A 20,435-nucleotide genomic window follows, 5' to 3' on the forward strand; every position below is an offset into this window, starting at 1 on the left:
AAATCATTTATTCGCCGCCAATATGGCGTCGAGGATATCCTTGGGGTTATGGGTGGCGCCGCCCATATGGGTGACGGTCACGACCTTGGCCTTGCCGCCGGCGCAACGCTCGACCTCGAGCGCTATCTGCCCGTTGTTTATCTCCGGCACGACGAAGGCCTTGACCTTGCCGGCCAGCGCCCGGATGCGGTCCTCGGCGAACGGCCAGATGGTTATCAGGCGGAGTTTGCCGACCTTGACGCCCTTGGCCCGGGCTTCCTGGATGGCCCATTCAGCGATGCGGGCCGAGATGCCGTAACTGCAGACGACCACCTGGGCGTCATCGGTGTTTTCTTCTTCAACCTGGATGATGTCTTTCTTGTTATGGGTTATTTTCTCTATCAGCCGGGTGACCAGCTTGTGGTGCGCGTCGACGGTCATTACCGGATGCCCTTTTTCGTCGTGGGTCAGGCCGGTGGTCTGGATGTGATAGCCGTCGCCGGCGTTGGCCATCTCCGGCACCAAATCCTTGCCGGCAAGGTAAGGCAGGTATTCTTCCGGGCCGACGGTCGGCTTGCGGCGCGGGTAGAGTTCTATCTGGTCGGCCGGCGGGATGATTACGCGTTCGGTCATATGGGCGACTATCTCGTCACCCATAACCAGGACCGGCAGCCGGTATTTTTCGGACAGGTTAAAGGCCCGGATGGTCAGGTCAAAGGCCTCCTGAGGCGAAGACGGGCAGAGGGCGATGATTTCATAAACGCCGTGCGAGCCCCAGCGGGCCTGCATCATATCGCCCTGACCGACGTAGGTGGGCAATGCGGTGGACGGCCCGGCCCGTTGCATATCCACCACCACGCAGGGGGTTTCGGTCATCAGGCCCAGGCCGAGGTTTTCCATCATCAGCGAGAAACCGGGGCCGGAGGTGGCAGTCATAGACTTGGCGCCGCCCCAAGACGCGCCCAGGATGGCGGCCATAGAGGCGATTTCGTCTTCCATCTGGATGAAAACGCCGTTATGGGTGGGCAGGAACCGGGCCATCTGCTCGGCGATTTCGGTGGCCGGGGTTATCGGGTATCCGGCGAAGAAACGGCAGCCGGCGGCCAGGGCGCCCCGGGCGCAGGCCTCGTCGCCGTTGATGAATTCTATTATGGGTTTATTGCTCATCTGTTTTCTCTGATACGGATTTATTCAGATATATGGCGAAATCAGGGCAGAGCAGGGAGCACATATTGCAGGCGGAGCATTCCTGGGGATTGGCCGCCAGCGGGAAGTAGTAGCCCTTGGGGTTGTATTCCTTGGAGAACACCAGCACCTTTTTGGGGCAGAACTCGATGCAGATGCCGCAACCTTTGCAGCGCTCCGGCATTATGACCAGTTCGCCCTTGGGCACCTTGACCCGGTTAGATACTTCCTGTTTTGCCGTTTTCATAATAATCAATGATAGAACTTGCGCACGCCGGTGAATATCATTCCCATCTTGTATTCATTGGCCGCCTTGATGACCTCGTCGTCCTTGACCGAGCCGCCCGGCTCGAGGATATATTTGACGCCGCTCTTGGCGATGTTGTCGATGCCGTCCCTGAAGGGGAAGAATGCCTCCGAAGCCAGGATGACCGTTTCTGAGGCCAGCTGTTTCTTGATATATGTTTTGGGCGTGCCGGATTTCTTCTTAAGCTCCTTGAACTCGAGCTTAAGGTTATATTCGGCGCGCTGTCCGGCCAGTGCGACCGAGTCCTTGCGGTTGGGCTGGCCGCAGCCCATTCCGATTATCTGCCAGTAGCCGGGCTTGTATTCCCGGGCGATGGAGATGGCGTTGGACTTGACGTGCTTGATGTGCCGGAGCACGAAGTCGTAGAGGCCGGCCCGCTTGGCGCTGGGCTTGACCTTGGTGACGATGCCGACGGTCAGGTCTTTGCCGCTGTTGAGGCATTTGGCCGTGAAGGGCGCCTTGAAGAGCTGGTCGACGGTATCGGTCAGGTAGAACTTATTGTCAACCTCCTGCTCCAGCACGCCGCCGTTGATGAAGCGGTGCACGGTCAGTGGCATAGGCCGGTTGATGTCGCCGGTTTCGAGCAGGCGCAGGCCGGCTTTCTTTTTGCCCAGCGATTTGATATATTCCAGGGCATCGGCTTCGATGGACGGCGCGACCACCACTTCGACGAAGCGTTCGCCCAGTATTTTAGCGATATCCATATTGAGCGGCCGGGACAGCGCGATGACGCTGCCGAAGGCGCTGACGGGGTCGCCCTGCCAGGCGCGGTCGAAGGCCTCCTTGAGCGTTTCGCCGGTGGCATAACCGCAGGGGTTGGTGTGCTTGATGATGGACACGGCCACTCGGTCCTTGAGCTCCATCACCGAAAGCATAGCCGCTTCGGCGTCGAGGTAATTATTGTATCCGAGCGGGCCGCCGTGCACCTGCTTGGCCCAGGGGATTGACGGCAGTACCGGTTTGGCTGATTTATACATCCAGCCTTTCTGGTGCCAGTTTTCGGCGTAACGACCCAGCTGGACGCCTTCTTTATAATCAAGGTGCTTGACCTGCTCGTTGGCAAACTTGTCAGAGAAGAACTTGTGGATGGCCGCGTCGTACTGGGCGGTCTTCTCGTAGGCCCGGACCATAAAGCGCGCCCGGCAGGCGTCGCTGACGGCGCCTTTGTTCTGCTCCATCTCTTTCATCAGCTCGGCGTACTGGGACGGTTCGACCACGATGGTGACGCCGTAATAATTCTTGGCCGCGGCCCGGACCATGCACGGACCGCCGATATCGATGTTCTCGATGGCCTTGTCCACGGAAACGTCCGGCTTGGCGATAACCTCTTCGAAGGGGTAGAGGTTGCAGACGACCAGGTCTATCTGGGGTATGCCCAGTTCCTTGGCCTGGCTGACGTGCTCGGCGTTATCGCGCTTGTATAAAAGGGCGCTTTCGTAGTTGAAGCTGATGGTTTTCATCCGGCCGTCGAAGTAGTCGTCCTTGTTGTTGCCGGTAATCTGGGAGATGGGAGCGACCTCGATGTTGTTTTCCTTAAGGAGTTTGGCGGTCCCGCCGGTGGAGATGATGGTCACGCCCCATTTCTTGAGGAAGCGGGCCAGCTCGGCCAGGTTATTCTTATCGCTGACGCTCAGGACAGCGGTTTTTATCTTCAGCATAGAGACCACTCCTTTTGCTTGGGTTAAGGAAGCTTTAATCTAACCTGATTCCGGGCTCAAGGCAAGTTTTTTCGGAATAAATCTTGCTAGTGAAATTTTTCCTGATATACTGGCCTCTATGGAATTCATAAAGATGCAGGGAACCGGCAACGACTTCATAATGATTAACGCTTTGGGCGAGAAGCCGGCTTTGGGCCCGGCGCTGATAAGGAAGCTGTGCGACCGGAAAAGCGGCCTCAGGCCGTTCGCAAGCAAGAACCGGAGCATCGGCGCGGACGGCGTAATACTGGTATTGCCGCCGGCCCATAAGGGGTCTCATTTCCGGATGCGGATATTCAATTCCGACGGCTCGGAGGCCGAGATGTGCGGCAACGGCATCAGGTGTTTCGCCAAGCTGGTCTATGAGTCCGAGCTGAGCAGATGCAGAAACCTGCGGATTGACACCAAGGGCGGGTTGATGCGGGTCAGACTGAACGTCAAGAATGACAAGGTCAATGACATCACGGTGCTGATGCCCGAACCGCGCCGGGTGGAAGATTATTCCGATAAAGGACTGCCCATACCGGCCGGGGCGGCGGATGTGACGGCGGTATCGTTAAGCAATCCGCATTGCGTAATGTTCCTGAAATCCATCGACCGCCTGCCCATAGCCAGATACGGCCCGGCCATCGAGCGGCACCGGCTGTTCCCGAACCGGACCAATGTCGAGTTCGTTCAGGTGCTGGGGCGTAACCGGATACGGATGCGGGTGTGGGAACGGGGAGCGGGCGAGACGCTGGCCTGCGGCACGGGCGCCTGCGCCGCGGTCGTGGCCGGGATATTCAGGAAAAGGCTAAATAACGCCGTCAAGGTCGAACTCAAGGGCGGCGCCTTACATATAGAATACGCCAAAGGCAAGGGGATTTACCTTACCGGCCCGGCGGAGTGGATTTTGTAAATGAAGTTCGAGCAAGTCATCAAGCAAATCAAGGCCCGGGGCAATCCCGATAATCTGGCGGGCATGGCCCGGTACGGCATCAAGCCCAAGAACGGCTACGGTGTTTCGATGCCGATTGTCAGGGCTATGGCAAAGCAGATCGGGCACGACCACCAGCTGGCCGGACGGCTTTGGGCATCGGGCATACACGACGCCAGAATACTGGCCGGGCTGATTGACGAACCGGCCTCGGTAACCGCGAAGCAGATGGATAAATGGGCCAAGGACTTTTATTCCTGGGACGTCTGCGACCAGGTCTGCAGCAACCTGTTTGATAAGACCGGATTCGCTTATGCCAAGGCGGTGCAATGGACCGGGCGCAAAGAGGAGTTCGTCCGCCGGGCCGGGTTCGTGCTGATGGCGGCGCTGTCGGTCCACGACAAAACGGCGTCGGACAGCCGGTTCCTGAGATTCTTACCGATTATAAAGAAATACTCGACGGACGAGCGTAATTTCGTCAAGAAGGCGGTAAACTGGGCGCTCCGGCAGATAGGTAAGCGCAATCTCAGGCTGAATCGGGCGGCTATCCGGATGGCCAGGCAAATACGGGAAAAAGATTCCCGGTCCGCCCGTTGGATAACAGCCGACGCCCTGCGCGAGTTGAACGGTAAGATAGCACAGAAAAAAGTACGGCGAAGCATAGTGCCACCAAGCAGCCGCACATCTTAGTATTACTGTGTTTTTACCAGTCCCGCTGGAATAAGCGGGATAATGTGGCACTCCCGACGGAATCCTGCATAAGTGCTGGATTTCGCTGCGGCTCAATAGTCGGGATAAGACCCGCCACCTCTGGCGCTAAAGTGCCATCGAAGCGGCTCTAATAATCCCGCTCCACTTCGTTTCGGGGATAAGTGACAGTAACTCGTTTTACTCGAACTGTCACTAATTTTCTAATATCACCACGGCCGCGGCCATATCTTTGGTATGACTTATTGACAGGTGAAACCTCTTGGCGCCCATCTTGCGGGCGATGGCCTTGGCTTTGCCGCTCAGCCCCAGGCAGGCGGCGCCGCTAACGCCCCGGCGCACTTCTATCTCGGTCCACTTGGGGCTGTCCTTGGTTCCCCAACCGGTGCCGACGGCTTTCAGGAAGGCTTCCTTGACGGCGAAACGGGCGGCGAATGATTCGGCCATCCGTTTGGTTTTGGTGCAGTAGTTGATTTCCGACGGAGAGAATATCCGGGCCATGCTCGATTTCCTGACCAGGAACGTCTTTATCCGCTTGATTTCGATGATGTCTATTCCGATGCCGAGTATCATATTATTTAGTCAGCTCTTCGGCCACGCTCAGATCGGTGGGCGCCCGTCCCAGTGATTTCAACAAACTGATGACCCGGTCTATCTGCTGTTGGGTGGACATTTCGGTGCCGAAACGGCCGGGGTAGATGTCGTAAAGCTTACGGTATTTCTGGGGCGTGACGTTTATCATCAGCGAGTTGGCTCCGGCCATAAGCGCCTGCCGGGCCGAGTCGTCGCCGCCCAGCGTTTCCAGCGCCGTGGTAACCATTATCTTGGCGTCCGGGTTCATTAGCCGGGCCCGGGCGATGACCTTGAGCATAGAATCAATGGCCGGCAGTTTCGAGCCGGTTAAGGGCGTCTGCGGATGGGGTATAAACGGGCCGAAGGAGAACATTTCCGCGTCCAGTGACGCAGTCATCTTGACATTGGCCAGGATATCGCGTCCTTTTTCGCCGGGCAGGCCGACCAGGAACCCGGTGATAATCAGGTAGCCCATCTTCCTGAGGCTACGGATAAGGTCAAGCCGTTTTTCCAGGACCGAATCGGGCTTCATCCGGTCATAGATATCCTTGTTTAAGGTCTCGAACCTCATCAAAACGCCCCGGGCGCCGGCATCGTAAAGGCGCTGGTAGGCGCTCAGGGACCGCTCGCCGATAGAGACAAAAAGCAGTATCGGATATTGGTCGCGAATAGTTTTGACTATTTCGTAGAGTTTGTCGTCATTATAATAAAGGTCCTCGCCGGACTGAATGACCAGCGACTTGAAACCCAGCTTGACCGCTTCGTCAACGGCCTTGATTATCTCGGGTATTTCCAGCCGGTAACGGGTCAGCTGGCTGTTATCCCGGCGGATGCCGCAATAGAGGCAATTGCAGCGGCAGTAATTGGATAATTCCAGGATGCCGTGGACGCAGCAGGAATTGCCCTGATGCTCGTGGCGGATGGCGTTGGCGCGTTCGTAAAGGCTTTTAGGTTTGGCCGACATCTTGAGGTCTATCTCCTGAAGCCGGAAGAACATCTCTTTCCAGTCCTCCAGAATCTCGTGGGCTTCCTTGTCAGGCACGTGCTGGATGATGAACCCGCCCTGGGCGTAAACATAATCGCCGATTTTAGGCATGAGCAGGTCGGTGTAGGCTTTTTTCCGCTCGCCGAAGTAGTCCACGACGGCGGTGCGGTCGTTTATTTCGATAATCTTGCCCGGTATTGCGTAGCACATAGGTTATCTCTCGTTCTAAATCAGTAAATAATTCATAATATCATTACTTCCTAAAATAGCAAGAAATTTATCGGCTGGGTATTCGGTCTGACTCAATTTTATTGACTAACCTTTAAATTAACCTAATATAAACGGCCGTTAGATTGGCAGTTTGTAGCGTCCCCGCTTTGCGGGACGCCATCAAAACGCCACACCATGATGCGGGGTATAGACCCCGCGCCTACGCCTTCCCCGCCATCAAGGACGAGGTAGGTTATTTTTTTGAGAGTACTATTATGAGCTGGAAAAGATTCAAAGAAATGCTGATCGGCCGGGCGAAGAATCCGATGGACCCGACCATATTCAGGCGGATTTCGCTGGTGGCGCTATTGGCCTGGGTCGGCTTGGGCGCGGACGGGTTATCATCTTCTTGTTACGGCCCGGAAGAGGCCTTTGTCGCCTTAAATGGGCACGGCTTCCTGGCCATTTATCTGGCTATTGCTACGGCCTTGACCGTTGCCATAATATCCCTTTCCTACACCCAAATCATAGAAGAATTCCCCTTTGGTGGAGGTGGTTATCTGGTAGCCACTAAATTAATCAGCCCGTCCGCCGGCCTTGTTTCCGGCAGTGCCCTGGTAATAGACTACATCATGACCATTGCTATTTCCGTGGCCAGCGGCATAGACGCACTCTTCAGTTTTCTGCCGATAGAGTACCAGTCTTATAAACTAATTGTCTCTATCATAGTCATTAGTATGCTAATAATTCTTAACCTACGCGGAGTAAAAGAATCAGTAGCCATTCTTACGCCTATTTTTGCAATATTTATTATTACCCATTTAATTATGCTGACGGCGGCATTAGCGCAGAATGCCTATACCATGCCGGCATTTGTCGTGGACAGCGCCTATCAGACTAAAGATCTGGTTAAAAATACAGGCATCTGGGCGTTGTTGTTTATCATACTGAAATCCTACAGCCACGGCGCCGGTACCTATACCGGCATAGAAGCTGTCAGTAATGCCCTGCCCACTCTGCGAGAGCCACGGGCTGCGACCGCCAGGCGGACTATGTTTTACATGACCCTTTCCCTGGCGGTTCTAGCAGGCGGGCTTATATTATTCTACGCGCTGTTTAACATCAAACGAATACCCGGGCAAACACTGAATGCCACCCTCTTTGAAGCAATTACCCAACGCTGGGGTATTTCATACGGAAGCGGGCTGATAATATTAACACTGGCTTCAGAGGCATTTCTATTATTCATAGCGGCGCAGGCTGGCTTTATAGACGGCCCGCGAGTGCTGGCCAATATGTCGCTAGACTACTGGATGCCCAAACGTTTCGCCCACCTTTCGGAGCGGCTGACCATATCCAACGGCATCTTATTTATGGGATTAAGTTCTATTGCCATTATTATTCTCACCAAAGGCAGTGTCGCTTTCCTGGTCGTTTTATACAGCATCAACGTTTTTATCACCTTCTCTCTTTCCCAGTTCGGCATGTGCCGGCATTGGATACAAATAAAAGACAAGACTCCAGACTGGCGTTCCAAATTTATCATCAATCTGGTCGGGTTCTTGCTCACCAGTATTATCCTAGTTATACTTGTTTGGTTTAAATTCACGGAAGGCGGCTGGTTAACTCTGGTCATCACATCCAGTTTTATTTTCGTGGCTATAATGGTAAAGCGCCATTACCTAAATACCCGCAAAGCTCTCAAGAGGCTGGACGATATCCTGGTTAATATGCCCCGGCCGGAACGGCTGGAACCTATACCGAAAACTATCGATAAAGACGCGCCGACCGCCTGCATACTGGTCAGCAGTTATAATGGGTTCGGCATACATACGTTTTTCTCCGTGGAAAAACTCTTCCCCAAGATATTCAAACGGTATGTTTTCATGAGCGTGGGCGAACTGGATACCGGCCAGTTTAAAGGGGTTAGCGAAGTGGAAAACCTCCGGGCTAATACGCAGGCGAATATGAAACGTTATATAGAAATGGCCAACGATTTCGGCTTCTACGCCGAATACAGCTATGACGTATCGGTTAACGCCATAGAAACGCTGGTGGAATTGTGCAATAAAACATCAGCCGAATACCCTAAGACAGTCTTCTTTGTCAGCAAGTTGGTCTTCAAGGACGAGAATTTCTTCACGCATATACTCCATAACGAGACTGCTTTCCGCCTGCAAAGGCGACTGGCGCTGGAAGGCAAGCAAACCGCCGTTATGCCCATAAGAGTGTATTAATATCGCCTCTTTATATATCCTTTTCTTTGCACCTTTTCAGCCTTTGCGCTAAAATAGGGTATTATGTTTAAATTCGAACATCCGGCGCTATTGGCCATCCTTATCCTCGCTGTTATTCTGGTCGGCCGTTTAATTATTTTCCGGAAAGGGGTCTCCGTCCGAATATCGGCTTCACTGGTAATCAGATGTCTTATATTGACGTTGCTTATTTTCAGCCTGTCCGGATTCCAGATAAGAACCCAGGGCGGAACTCTTTCCCGCATATATATTCTTGATAATTCGGAAAGCGTATTCCTTGACTCCGCGCAGGTAATCAAGGAAATCAAATCTGATTTCCAATCGCTTAAGCCGGGCGATAAAACCGGTGTTGTTATTTTCGGCCGTGACGCTTCGATTGAGATTACGCCGGCGCCGCCTTCCCGAATCGGCGGTTTACAAACATTCAATTCTCAGGTTAACCAATCCGGGTCCAATATTGAGCGCGCCTTATTAACGGCTGGAAATCTCCTGAAGGATGCCAATGGCGCCAAGGAAGTGTTCTTATTCAGCGACGGCAATCAGACCGAGGGCAATGCACTCCGAGCCGCCGCCGAATTAGCCCGTAATAATACGACTATTTTCAGCATCCCGACCGGCCCGCGTAATTTCAGCGACATAAAGGTCTGGTGCAACGAGCCCATCCTGGAAAACCGGCCGGGTGAAGGAATAAAAATCAAATTCACCATTCAGTCCACTGTTGACACCGAGGCAACCGCTGATATCTACCGTGATAAAATATTCATCCGCCAATTTAACGGCCTGAAACTATTCAGGAATCAGTCTTTTGAACTAGACGTCTATCTGCCGGAATTGAACACCCCGTTTTCTCAATATGAAATACGCGTCTCTACCAAATTATTTGACGAGTTTTACCTCCGTAATAATTACGCTTCGGTGCTCGTTCGCAGAAAAGACAAACCCATAATCTCATTTATCGGGGACAGCCAGAACAGCTCGCTGGCCAAAATTATCAAAACTAACAAAGATTTTGAACTGGCCGGCGACAGCGGGGCTTCTTCCGACATAATCCCCCTGTGTGACATCATCATCATGGATAACTATCCGCTCGGCCCGAATTCCTCAAACAAACTCAGCCAAGCAATCGCCGCGGCTGTGTCAAACGGCAAAGGATTATTCATTTCCGGCGGACCAAATAGTTTCGGGCTGGGCCGGTATTCAAATTCGATTATTGAAGAAATCAGCCCGGTCTGGGCCGCCCCTCAGGAATCATTGGCTCTGTCTATAATTCTCGATGCCTCCGGCAGCATGGCAGAACCGAGCGGATTTCCGGATAAGGACAAATTCCGAATAGCATCGGACGCGCTTGAACAAACCCTGTCCTTGCTGAACAAGCAGGATGCCTTGGAGGTTATCGCCTTTAATCAAGGCTTTGACACGATTTATCCGATGTCTGCCGAAACGGAAAAAGACAAACTGCATCAGGCGCTCCTCAAGATAAAACCTAACGGTTCAACCAGTATCCTGCCGCCTATCCGCCAGGCGACCAGGTCGCTTACGGGAACCAAAGCGGCCAAGCGCCACATCATTATTCTTTCCGACGGCTACTCCACCGGCGGGGAATCGGCCGGTGACTTCCAGGAAACGGGCCGCCTGCTCAAGGAATCGGGCATTTCCATTTCGACTATCGCTACCGGAGAAAAAACCCAGGATCAACCGCTGTTAGCCCTTTCCCAGAATCAAACTAACGGTAAATTCTACCACATACTATGGGGTAACGATATTAACGCCCTGGGCAAATCGATAAAAGAAGACCTGGCCCAGAAGAAAGAATTGTACCGGCAGGAAACCGTTCCCGTTCCGGTGCAAATAACCGATTCCGCAGAAATGCTTAAAGGTATGCCCGCGATTCCATTCATTTTCGGGTATAACCGAACGGACATCAAAGATCGCGCAAACATCGCGGCCTTTATCAAAAAAGACGGAACCAAGCAAATCCCGTTGATAACCTCGTGGCAATACGGGCAGGGCAAAGTCCTGGCATTCACATCATCTTTATCCCCCAATTGGGCCGGTAATTGGCTCGACTGGTCGAATACTCCTCAATTATTAACCCAGGTTCTTCGCTGGCTTACGCCCGCATATGAAAACCCCGGGAATTACAGGCTGAATACCTCTCTGGACCAATCCAATTCCCTGCGTATTTCTATACAAAGCTTATCTCCGGCCAAGACTGAATTCAATTATAGCCTGTCGGCATTATTCCAGAATAAATCAATCTCGGCCGGTCAATTGCCCCGGGTTTCGGCGCACGATTATGAGAAAACCATTCCGAATTTAGACCAGGGAACGTATTATTTAAACATACGGGAAAACTCTCAGCCGATTTTAACCCGGCCTTTAATCATCCCTTACGAACAGGAGTTGATGCGGTTTGGGCCAGATTTAACTTTACTCAAAAACATAGCCGAATCGACCGGCGGAACCTTGCTGAACACCACGAAAGAATACCATAACGCCGGCATTCAGGGAAAATCATACAAAAAAATCGATACCTTCCTGGTTCTGGCCAGTTTAATCCTTTTTATTCTTGATTTATTGCTGAAAGTAGTATTCCATAAGTCGTTTATTCCTCAGGCTAAGAATTAGGTATCGCGTTAACAATGAAGCGTAGTAATTTTGTCCATTTACATAACCACAGCCATTACAGCCTTCTGGACGGCGCCAATACTGTGGAAGCCATGGTCGAAGAAGCCGTCCGGCAGAACGCCCCGGCCGTAGCCCTGACGGATCACGGCAACCTTTTCGGAGCAATCGAATTTTACCAGATGGCTTCCAGCCGGGGCATCAAGCCCATTATCGGTTATGAAGCCTATGTGGCGCCGATAAAAAGAACCGATCGCCAGGCTAACGGACCTCTTAAAGAACGAGCTTATCACTTAACCCTTCTGGCTAAGAATGAAAAAGGCTATCTCAACCTGATAAAGCTGGCCACCAGCGCCTATCTCGAAGGATTTTATTACAAGCCCAGGATAGACAAGGAACTTTTGGCCCGCTACAAGGACGGCCTTATCTGTCTGAGCGGATGCCTGCACTCGGAACTGTCCATGTTTCTGTCGGCCGGCAAGATAACCGAGGCCCTGGCTGTGGCCTACTTTTATCAGGAACTCTTCAAGGATGATTACTACCTGGAACTGCACAACCACAACATGCCCGAACAGGCCAAGGTGGTTAAGGGTCAGCTGGAAATCCACAAGAAAACCGGCGCCCCCATGGTCGTCACCAACGACGTGCATTACATCAAGAAATCCGACGCCCGCACCCATGACATCCTCCTGTGCATCTCAACCAATAAGGCCTATGACGACCCGGCCCGGATGCGCATGAGCAGTAACGAACTTTATTTCAAGTCGGAATCGGAAATGGCCAAGCTTTTCCCCGAAATCCCCGAAGCCGTTGCCAACACTTTAGCCATTGCCGAACGCTGCAACCTGTTCTTAAACTTCTCCGAAAGACATCTGCCCAAGTTCAACGTCCCAGACGACAAAAAGAGCCTGGTTTACCTGCGCGAACTAGCTGAAAAATATCTGCCCCTGCGATATCCGGCCGTGACCGACCAAATAAAACAGCGGCTTGATTATGAGCTGGGAATTATCGAGAAAAAAGGCTTCGCCGATTATTTCCTGGTGGTCTGGGATTTTGTCCGCTTCGCCCGAGAGCAGAAAATCCCGGTCGGTCCGGGCCGTGGCTCGGCGGCTGGCTCGATACTTTCATATGCCCTGGAAATCACCGACATCGACCCGCTGAAATACGGGCTCATCTTCGAACGATTCCTGAACCCGGGCCGGAATGAAATGCCTGATATCGACATCGACTTCAGCCAGGCCGGCCGCGATACCATCATCAATTACGTCCGGACGCGCTACGGGCAGGAAAACGTGGCCCAGCTGATCACCTTCGGCACCATGAAAGCACGGCTGGTCATCCGCGATGTCGGCCGGGTGTTGGGCATCCCTCTGATCGAAGTCGACCGCATCGCCAAGAAAATACAAGGGCAAACTCTCTACGAATCAATTAACCTCGATCCGGAACTGAAAGAACTCTATAATTCGCCGCCCAATTCCAAGATAAAAGAACTCTTTGACCTGTCCCTGAAAATGGAAGGCCTGGTTCGGCATGCTTCGACACACGCGGCCGGCGTGGTCATCGCCGACAAACCGCTGATAAACTACGTACCTCTTTACATCAGCGACTCCAGCAGCACCACCCAGTACCCCATGGATGCGCTCCAGAAAATAGGTCTGCTTAAGGTCGACTTGCTGGGTATTGTCACGCTTGACGTCATAGAAAAATGCCTGGAAATAATCCAGCAGACCCGGAATAAATCCGTCGACCCCCGGACCATCTCATTGAATGACAAGAAAACCTTTGACCTCCTCGGCCAGGGTGAAACCAGGGGCGTCTTCCAGCTCGAATCTGCCGGTATGCGCGACCTGGCCCAGAAGATGAAACCGGACTGTTTTGAGGACATCATCGCCCTGGTCGCTCTTTACCGCCCCGGCCCGCTCCAAAGCGGTATGGTCGACCAGTATATCAGGTGCAAACATAAACTCGAACCAATCTCATATATCCACCCTTCGCTTGAACCGATACTCAAAGAAACCAACGGCGTGGTCCTTTACCAAGAACAGGTCATGCTCATTGCCAACCAGTTGGGCGGCCTAAGCCTGACCGAGGCCGACGACCTGCGCAAGGCCATGGGTAAGAAACTGCCCGAAATAATGGACAATTACGAAAAACAGTTCATCGACGGCGCCGTAAAGAACGGTATCACCAATGACATCGCCCGGCGCATATTCGAACTTCTGAAGTTCTTCGGCGGTTACGGCTTCAACAAATCGCATTCGACCGCTTACGCCTTTACGGCCTACCGGACGGCCTATCTTAAGGCCAACTATCCGGCTGAGTTCCTCTCGGCGCTGATGTCCTGCCACCGCGGCGTAACCGACAAAATAGTCGAGTACGTCGAGGAATCCAAGCGCATGGGCATAAAAGTCCTGCCGCCGGACATCAACCGGAGCCAATTTGATTTCAACGTCGAATCCGGCCAAATCAGGTTCGGCCTGGGCGCCGTAAAAAACGTCGGCGACAAGGCCGCCCGCCAGATTATTCAGGCCCGGGCCGACAAGCCATTCAAGTCGTTCTATGATTTCTGCGAGCGAGTCGACCTGAGGATGGTGGATAAATCCGTCATCGACAGCCTGATAAAATGCGGCGCCATGGACGGGCTGGGTTACCGGCGCTCGGTGCTCATATCCGGGTTGGACCAGGTCCTGTCTATCAGCTCACAGCGCCAGCACGACCGCCGGGCCGGACAGCTCAACATCATGGGCCGGAAACCGGACGACAAGGTCTCCTTCCCGCCCCTGCCCGACGTCCCGGATCTGTCCCAGGAGGAAATACTTCGATTCGAAAAAGAGATGCTCGGCTTCTATGTCAGCGGCCATCCGCTGGCCAAGTATCAGGACGTCCTGAGCCGCCTGTCTACGGCGCCGGTAAATAAACTGGCCGCTATGCCGGATAATTCCGACGTCAAAATCGGCGGCATAATCAGCACCATCCGCCGCGGCGGCGGCAAGGGTAAAGGCAAGTCCGACAAAAGCATCGACGAACGCCCGGTATATTTCCGCCTGCACGATATGAGCGGCTCCATCGAATCCGTCATCTATCCCAAGGAATACAAGACCTTCCGCCCGCTCATCAACGAAGGACAAATAGCCTTCATCCGGGGGCGGCTTAATCTCAAGCGCACCACCGAACCGCTGCTCCGCATCAATGACGTGGTCACGATTGACCAGGCCTCGGAAAAGATGTGCTCTTCCATTTACATTAACCTAAACACCACTGCACTGGCCGATGATATCATCCAAGGACTGAAGGACATCTTCCTGGCCCATCCGGGCACCTGCCCGACTTTTATCAACCTGGTCACCGGTGAAAATAAAAAGGTTATCCTTAAAACTAATACCGATTATTCCGTAACGCCGTCCAAGCAATTTATGGAAGATATCCAAGACCTGCTCGGCGTCGGCCACGTGGAATTAAGATGAATGGAGCTCAGATATGAAAACCGGCAATAACATCGAAATCACCTTACTGACCGTCGGGCCCATACAGGCCTGCTGTTACATCGTGACCGGCAAGGACGCCAAAAACAACCAGGCCCTGGTCATAGACCCGGGCGGCGACGGCCCTGAAATAATCAGCCGCCTCAAGAAGCGCAACCTCGACCCGGTCTACCTCATCAATACCCACGGCCACATCGACCACATCGGCGCCAACCAGGAAATCAAGCGGGCCTTCCCGGACATCGTCATCTGTGTCCATCAGGATGACGCCCGGATGCTCACCAGCGCCGCGGCCAACCTTTCGCCCGAGCTGGGCTTCCAGTTCACCTCGCCGGCCGCCGACAAGCTCCTAAAGGAAGGAGATACCCTGTCCATAAATAACGGCTCGCTCAGTCTAAAGGTAATCCACCTGCCCGGCCACACCCGCGGCGGCATCGGATTGCTCTACCAGCCAAGCGATAAATCCAAACCGATATTATTTACCGGCGACACCCTCTTTGCCGGCGGTGTCGGCCGGACCGATTTCCCGGGCGGCTCGATGAAGCAACTCCTCGATAATATTAAATCTAAAATTCTGACCCTGCCGGACGACACAATAATCTATCCCGGCCACGGCCCGGCATCCACGGTCGGCGATGAGAAAATGCATAACCAGTTCCTGACCGGGTCTGGCTGGATGGACGAATAAATTATGCGATATCTTTCCCGGGCCCAGATGCGTAAGAGCGACCGTATCGCCATCGAGCGCTACGGCATCCCGGCATTAGTGCTGATGGAAAACGCCGGCCGCATCGTGGCCGAGCAGTCCGCCCAACTACTCAGCAAATCCAGCCCCCGGCGCGTCCTGGTAATCTGCGGCAAGGGCAATAACGGCGGTGACGGCCTGGTGGCCGCGCGCTACCTGGCCGAATGGGGCGTCAAAACGTATATCCTGCTTCTGGATAAATTAATCAACCCCGACCGGTCGGCCGAGACCGCCGTCAACCTACGCATCTGCCACCGGCTCAAAATTCCCATAAGCACCGATTACCACCGACTCCTCAGGCACGGGTTCAAGTCCTACGGCCTGGTGATTGACGCCATCTTCGGGGTTGGGCTGGAACGCGCCGTCTTACCGCCATACAGCGACATCATCCGCGCCATCAACGATTCCGGCCGTCCGGTCATAGCCGTGGACATCCCCTCCGGGCTGGACGCCGATACCGGTAAACCACTGGGCATCGCTGTCCAAACCGAAATCACCGTGACTATGGCCGCGCCAAAAAAAGGCTTCCGCACACCCGGCGCCCGGGCCTATATCGGCCGCGTCATCGTCGCCGACATCGGCATCCCGCCCCAAATACTGACTTCCTTGACATAACCCCGCGTTTCGTTTAGAATAATCCCTGAAAGTGATATTTTAATCCGTGTCAATGGCTTCGGAGAATATCAGGCCGCCGGATGAACGACGACTCCCTGCTATTCCCCCCACTGATACCAACCTGAAGGAGCCATCTATGGTTACCAAGAAAACCTTACCCGCAACCGAACTCACCGCCGCCGTCAAGCTGGCGCTGGGATATAAATTCAAGAAGCCTGAACTGCTTCTCCAGGCGCTGACCCATTCCTCGGCAAAAACCGAGGTCGACCACACCGTCTCCGAGACGTTGTTCCTGCTCTGGTCCAAGGACAAAATCATCCCGGCCACCGACAACGAGCGGTTGGAGTTCCTGGGCGACGCCGCACTGGGCCTGATTATATCCGACATTATCTTCCGCGAGTTCGGTTCCATGCCCGAAGGCGGGCTGACCGTGATGAAATCAAGCATGGTCAACCGGACCATGCTGGCCGCCAAGGCGCACGGTATCGGCCTGGAAAAACTTATCATCGTCGGCAAGGGGTTCTCCGGGCGCAAACTGCCCGAATCGGTCCTGGCCAACGGCATGGAAGCCATGTTCGGCGCCATCTACCTGGACCAGGGTATGGAAGCGCTCTATAAACTTATCTCCAAGATGTTCAAGCCGGAAATCGACGCCCTCAAAGCCAACCCGGTCGGCAACGAAACCAACTTCAAGGCGCTGCTCCAGGATTATTCACAGCACAATATGAACTGCCTGCCCTATTACCGGGTGGTGCGTGAATCCGGACCCAAGCACGAACCGACTTTCGAGGTGGTGGTTATGCTCAACCAGAAACCGCACGGCCACGGCATCGGCCGGAGCAAGAAAGACGCCGAACAATCCGCGGCCCAGGCGACATTGAAACAGCTCGGCGCCATAAGAAACAACTAAACGCCACCTGTACCCGGGTCTATAGTCTAATGTCTTAGGTACTTGTTTATGCCTCTTTCATCCGCCGTTACCCTGCTCGATAAGCATAAAATAATCCGGCTCGGCCAGCTCTGGGGCTCGTCCGCGTCTTACGCCGTCAGCTCTATTTACGCCCAGCGCGCCGGCCCGCTGCTCGTCATCACCCACTCACCCCAGGAAGCCGAAACCGCTTTCTGTGACATAGAAACATTCCTGTCGCTGGACAAAAAGGCTTCCCCGGCCCAGGCGTTCCTGTTCCCGGCTCCGGACACCCCGGACCGGCTCGGACGGCAGATGTTCGTAGCCGAGATGCTCCGCGTCCTCAGGCAGGTATCTCTGGCCCATAATCCCATCATCGTCTGCCCGGTGCAATCGCTCATCCGCAACTGCCCGGCCCCGGCCGACTTCGCCAAAAATACCGCCGTCATCGGCAACCACCAGCACCTTCCCCTGGAAGAATTCATTCTCCGCCTGACCGAAAACGGATTCAACCGCCAGAACGAAATCGAAGGCCCGGGCGAATTCAGCGTCCGCGGCGGCATTATGGACATCTTCCCCTACGACCTGCCTCTGCCCCTGCGCGTCGAGTGGCTGGGCAATTACGTCGAAACCATCCGCCAGTTCGACCCGGCCACCCAGGAAACGCTCCAGCTGCTAAAGCAGGCCGCCTTCGCGCTGATAAAAACCGAACTGCTCAGCTCGGGCAACTTCGACCCGACCGGCCCAACCCTGTTCGACCATCTGCCCAAGAACACCCTTATCGCCCTGAAAGAGCCGTCCTATATCGAGGAAGCCCTGGCCGTCTATCTGCTCGATTACAACAATTGGCTGTCTGATAAACTCAAGGCCCACCCGCAGGCGCACCTGTGTACCCTGCCCGTAGGCGAACAACCGTTCGAGCTCAACGCCAACATCCGCTCGCTCGAACGGCTCTCCAGCAAGCTGGCCAATGTCATCAGCGAACTGCACATATTGTCCCGCCAGGGCGTAAAGATAAACATCTTCTGCGCCGACCAGGCCCAGAAATCCATGGTCGCCACCAAACTAACCAAGCCGATTAAATTGGCCGCCCACTTCGGCGCCGTGTCGCAGGGATTCTATTCCGTGGACGACAAGGCCACATTCATTAACTACCGCGAAATATTCCCCGAAGCCGGCGACGAGCCGTCCCAGATGGAGGCCATCCTGACCGGTTACGCCGACCTCAGGGAAGGCGACTTTGTGGTCCATTTCCTGCACGGCATCGGACGCTACCGGGGCGTCAAGAAAATCCGCGCCAACGACCGGGTCGAGGAGCAGATGGCCATCGAATACCAGGATAAGGCCATGCTCTACGTGCCCAAGGACCAGCTCGGAATGGTCCACCGCTACATCGGCTCCAGCGGCTTCGGCAAAGCCGCGCCGGAAATAGAAAAGCTCGGTTCCCGCCGCTGGGAGCTCAAGAAGGAAAAGGCCCGCAACGCCGTGGCCCGGATGGCCATCGAGCTCTTGAATATCCAGGCCGCCCGCGAAAAGGAATCCGGCATCGCCTATCCGCCCGACAGCGAATTGCAGACCAGCTTCGAAGCGACCTTTCCATACCGCGACACGCCCGACCAGGTCACCATAACCAAAGAGGTCAAGAAGGATATGGAAAAACGCCGGCCGATGGACCGCTTGATTTGCGGCGATGTCGGTTACGGCAAGACCGAAATCGCGCTTCGGGCCGCGTTCAAAGCCGCTTCGCACAACAAGCAGGTGGCATTCCTGGCGCCCACCACCATCCTGGCCCAACAGCATTACCAAAACTTCAAGGCCCGGCTGGCCGATTACCCCGTCACCGTGGACGTGCTCAGCCGGTTCAAGTCCAAGGAACAGCAGCGCCAGGCCGCCCGCCTGCTGGCCGAGGGCAAGATAGACATAATCATAGGCACGCACCGCCTGCTCCAGCCCGACGTCAAGTTCAAGGACCTGGGGCTGGTGGTCATAGACGAAGAACACCGCTTCGGCGTCACCGACAAGGAGCATTTTAAGCGCTTAAGGGCCACGGTGGACGTGCTGACGCTGACGGCCACGCCCATTCCCCGGACGCTCAATATGGCGCTGTCCGGACTGCGCGATATTTCAACGCTGACCACGCCGCCGGCCGGGCGGCACCCCATCGAAACCGTGGTCTGCCGGTTCGAGCCGGGCACGGTCAAAAAGGCCATCACCCGCGAGCTGTCCCGCGACGGCCAGGTATTCTTCGTGCATAACCGGGTGGCTGACATCGAGCGGCTGGCCGACAAAATCCGGGCGATAGTGCCGGAAGTAAAAATAGCCATCGCGCACGGCCAGCTGGCGCCGCACGATCTGGAATCCCGGATGCGCCAGTTCCTGGAAAACCGGGCCAACGTGCTGGTCTGCACCAACATCATCGGCTCCGGGCTGGACATCCAGCGGGCCAACACCATCCTGGTCAATAACGCCCACGACTTCGGGCTGTCCGACCTGCACCAGCTCAGGGGTCGGGTCGGCCGTTACCGCGAACAGGCCTTTGCCTACTTCCTGATACCGGCCGAGCAGGTTATCGCGTCGGACGCGGTCAAGCGGCTTAAGGCCATCGAGGAGTTCAGCGAACTGGGCGCCGGGTTCAAGATTGCCCTGCGCGATATGGAAATCCGCGGCATCGGCAACATCCTGGGCAAAGAACAGCACGGCTATATCTCGGCCATCGGCTACCAGCTCTATATCCAGTTGCTCGAACAGGCCGTGAAGAAATATAACAAGAGAAAATAACCTCCGCCGAATCTTGACAGTAATAATAATCGGATTATATTGATGCCCGCTGATAGCCGCAAATGACGCGAAAGAAAGATGATTCGTATGAAACCGACCCCAATGCCGTATTTTATCGACCCGTCAACCGCACCTAAGTTTTCCCAGAGGGCCGGATTAGAAACCGTTCTTTTGACCGGATTATCCGGCGAGAAGATGATGATGGCGCTTAATACCACCTTGCCCGGACACACCGTTGAGATTCATTCCCACCCGCACGAACAGGTCGGAATTATTTATTCCGGCAAGGCGCTGTTGCGCATCGGCGGCAAGGAACAAACCGTAAAAAAAGGTGATTTTTATTGCATCCCGGCCAATATCCCGCACGGCGATACGTGCCTTGGTGACGAACCTTTTATAATGCTGGATGTTTTCTATCCAATCCGGCAGGATATTATTGATAAGTATAGAAAAGAAAGTAAATAAGTT

General features: G+C 54.3%; 15 protein-coding genes. 10 read left to right on the forward strand and 5 right to left on the reverse strand.

Annotated elements, in window-relative coordinates; translation table 11 throughout:
- Positions 1-3 precede the first annotated feature (3 nt).
- The 3 genes from WC980_04340 to purH are packed head-to-tail and all read right to left on the reverse strand — an operon-like array spanning position 4 to position 3,129.
- On the reverse strand, positions 4-1,146 hold the full coding sequence (locus WC980_04340) for a 2-oxoacid:acceptor oxidoreductase subunit alpha (protein MFA5794278.1): 1,143 nt from the start codon (positions 1,144-1,146) through the stop codon (positions 4-6).
- Positions 1,136-1,411 carry a ferredoxin family protein gene (locus WC980_04345; protein ID MFA5794279.1) on the reverse strand — a complete coding sequence of 92 codons (276 nt, stop codon included), beginning with the start codon at positions 1,409-1,411 and terminating at the stop codon, positions 1,136-1,138. The genes WC980_04340 and WC980_04345 overlap by 11 nt, the downstream gene beginning before the upstream one ends.
- Before the next feature lie 5 nt (positions 1,412-1,416).
- Positions 1,417-3,129, reverse strand: coding sequence for a bifunctional phosphoribosylaminoimidazolecarboxamide formyltransferase/IMP cyclohydrolase (gene purH, locus WC980_04350; protein MFA5794280.1), 1,713 nt, complete (start codon positions 3,127-3,129; stop codon positions 1,417-1,419).
- A gap of 118 nt (positions 3,130-3,247) precedes the next feature.
- Between purH and dapF the strand changes: the two genes are divergently transcribed.
- Together dapF and WC980_04360 are read left to right on the forward strand one after the other, a co-directional pair.
- Positions 3,248-4,066: a diaminopimelate epimerase gene (gene dapF, locus WC980_04355; GenBank protein ID MFA5794281.1), complete on the forward strand. Its 819-nt coding sequence runs from the start codon at positions 3,248-3,250 to the stop codon at positions 4,064-4,066.
- Entirely contained in the window at positions 4,067-4,774 is a 708-nt protein-coding gene (locus WC980_04360) for a DNA alkylation repair protein (GenBank protein MFA5794282.1), read from the forward strand.
- Between the two features lie 213 nt (positions 4,775-4,987).
- On the opposite strand, the gene acpS is transcribed toward WC980_04360, so the two are convergent.
- Entirely contained in the window at positions 4,988-5,365 is a 378-nt protein-coding gene (acpS, locus tag WC980_04365; GenBank protein ID MFA5794283.1) for a holo-ACP synthase, read from the reverse strand.
- Between the two features lies 1 nt (position 5,366).
- A complete protein-coding gene (gene hypC, locus WC980_04370) occupies positions 5,367-6,560 on the reverse strand; it encodes a HypC/HybG/HupF family hydrogenase formation chaperone (protein MFA5794284.1) in 1,194 nt (397 codons plus the stop codon).
- 275 nt (positions 6,561-6,835) lie between these two features.
- Between hypC and WC980_04375 the strand changes: the two genes are divergently transcribed.
- The 8 genes from WC980_04375 to WC980_04410 all read left to right on the forward strand — a co-directional run bounded on the left by WC980_04375 (position 6,836) and on the right by WC980_04410 (position 20,432).
- Positions 6,836-8,797, forward strand: coding sequence for an APC family permease (locus tag WC980_04375; protein ID MFA5794285.1), 1,962 nt, complete (start codon positions 6,836-6,838; stop codon positions 8,795-8,797).
- Between the two features lie 63 nt (positions 8,798-8,860).
- Positions 8,861-11,443, forward strand: a complete 2,583-nt coding sequence (locus WC980_04380) for a VWA domain-containing protein (GenBank protein MFA5794286.1) — start codon at positions 8,861-8,863, stop codon at positions 11,441-11,443.
- A 14-nt stretch (positions 11,444-11,457) separates the two neighbouring features.
- On the forward strand, positions 11,458-14,904 hold the full coding sequence (locus tag WC980_04385) for a DNA polymerase III subunit alpha (protein ID MFA5794287.1): 3,447 nt from the start codon (positions 11,458-11,460) through the stop codon (positions 14,902-14,904).
- A 13-nt stretch (positions 14,905-14,917) separates the two neighbouring features.
- Complete coding sequence (locus tag WC980_04390) at positions 14,918-15,610, forward strand: MBL fold metallo-hydrolase (GenBank protein ID MFA5794288.1); 693 nt, start codon at positions 14,918-14,920, stop codon at positions 15,608-15,610.
- 3 nt (positions 15,611-15,613) lie between these two features.
- Entirely contained in the window at positions 15,614-16,282 is a 669-nt protein-coding gene (locus tag WC980_04395; GenBank protein ID MFA5794289.1) for an NAD(P)H-hydrate epimerase, read from the forward strand.
- Positions 16,283-16,418: 136 nt separating this feature from the next.
- Positions 16,419-17,192, forward strand: coding sequence for a ribonuclease III (rnc, locus tag WC980_04400; GenBank protein ID MFA5794290.1), 774 nt, complete (start codon positions 16,419-16,421; stop codon positions 17,190-17,192).
- A 48-nt stretch (positions 17,193-17,240) separates the two neighbouring features.
- On the forward strand, positions 17,241-19,967 hold the full coding sequence (mfd, locus tag WC980_04405; protein MFA5794291.1) for a transcription-repair coupling factor: 2,727 nt from the start codon (positions 17,241-17,243) through the stop codon (positions 19,965-19,967).
- 87 nt (positions 19,968-20,054) lie between these two features.
- Positions 20,055-20,432: a cupin domain-containing protein gene (locus WC980_04410; GenBank protein MFA5794292.1), complete on the forward strand. Its 378-nt coding sequence runs from the start codon at positions 20,055-20,057 to the stop codon at positions 20,430-20,432.
- Positions 20,433-20,435: the final 3 nt, after the last annotated feature.

Source organism: Candidatus Brocadiia bacterium (genome assembly GCA_041658285.1).
Taxonomy (GTDB): domain Bacteria; phylum Planctomycetota; class MHYJ01; order JACQXL01; family JACQXL01; genus JBBAAP01.

Coding starts and splice junctions, on each gene's coding strand:
- WC980_04340 (MFA5794278.1), bottom strand. CDS start 1,146: ATGAGCAATAAACCCATAATAGAATTCATCAACGGCGACGAGGCCTGC.
- WC980_04345 (MFA5794279.1), bottom strand. CDS start 1,411: ATGAAAACGGCAAAACAGGAAGTATCTAACCGGGTCAAGGTGCCCAAG.
- purH (MFA5794280.1), bottom strand. CDS start 3,129: ATGCTGAAGATAAAAACCGCTGTCCTGAGCGTCAGCGATAAGAATAAC.
- dapF (MFA5794281.1), top strand. CDS start 3,248: ATGGAATTCATAAAGATGCAGGGAACCGGCAACGACTTCATAATGATT.
- WC980_04360 (MFA5794282.1), top strand. CDS start 4,067: ATGAAGTTCGAGCAAGTCATCAAGCAAATCAAGGCCCGGGGCAATCCC.
- acpS (MFA5794283.1), bottom strand. CDS start 5,365: ATGATACTCGGCATCGGAATAGACATCATCGAAATCAAGCGGATAAAG.
- hypC (MFA5794284.1), bottom strand. CDS start 6,560: ATGTGCTACGCAATACCGGGCAAGATTATCGAAATAAACGACCGCACC.
- WC980_04375 (MFA5794285.1), top strand. CDS start 6,836: ATGAGCTGGAAAAGATTCAAAGAAATGCTGATCGGCCGGGCGAAGAAT.
- WC980_04380 (MFA5794286.1), top strand. CDS start 8,861: ATGTTTAAATTCGAACATCCGGCGCTATTGGCCATCCTTATCCTCGCT.
- WC980_04385 (MFA5794287.1), top strand. CDS start 11,458: ATGAAGCGTAGTAATTTTGTCCATTTACATAACCACAGCCATTACAGC.
- WC980_04390 (MFA5794288.1), top strand. CDS start 14,918: ATGAAAACCGGCAATAACATCGAAATCACCTTACTGACCGTCGGGCCC.
- WC980_04395 (MFA5794289.1), top strand. CDS start 15,614: ATGCGATATCTTTCCCGGGCCCAGATGCGTAAGAGCGACCGTATCGCC.
- rnc (MFA5794290.1), top strand. CDS start 16,419: ATGGTTACCAAGAAAACCTTACCCGCAACCGAACTCACCGCCGCCGTC.
- mfd (MFA5794291.1), top strand. CDS start 17,241: ATGCCTCTTTCATCCGCCGTTACCCTGCTCGATAAGCATAAAATAATC.
- WC980_04410 (MFA5794292.1), top strand. CDS start 20,055: ATGAAACCGACCCCAATGCCGTATTTTATCGACCCGTCAACCGCACCT.